We start from the raw sequence: 306 nt of genomic DNA on the forward strand, positions 1-306 counted from the left end.
CTCCGCGGGACCACCGGCAGCCCGGCGGCGTCGTACGGCTTCACGAAGCTTGGTGGCCGCGGGCATCCGCTCGTGGGTGGCCTGGCCGACGACCTCGTCGACCCAGCCCTCGACGAGGGCGAGCGCGATCTCCAGGCGGGAGAGGGCCGCGGTCTGGGCGTCGGTCTGCGGCGGGTCGAAGAGACCACCTTCGAGCAGTCCCTGCACCGACTCGAGGTTCGTGGGGTCGATCCCGCTCAGCTGCTCCTGGACGCGGTCCTGGATCTGCTGGGCGTTGATCTCGAGGCCGCGGGCGTAGTCGGTGAC

General features: G+C 71.6%; 1 protein-coding gene. It reads right to left on the minus strand.

Annotated features, from left to right (window positions below; all coding sequences use genetic code 11):
* A partial coding sequence (locus tag ACOADB_RS19975; RefSeq protein WP_378602503.1) for a zinc-dependent metalloprotease occupies positions 1-306 on the minus strand: 306 nt, incomplete at both ends.

The organism is Nocardioides sp. CPCC 206348 (assembly GCF_048654705.1).
In the GTDB taxonomy this organism is placed as follows: domain Bacteria; phylum Actinomycetota; class Actinomycetes; order Propionibacteriales; family Nocardioidaceae; genus Nocardioides.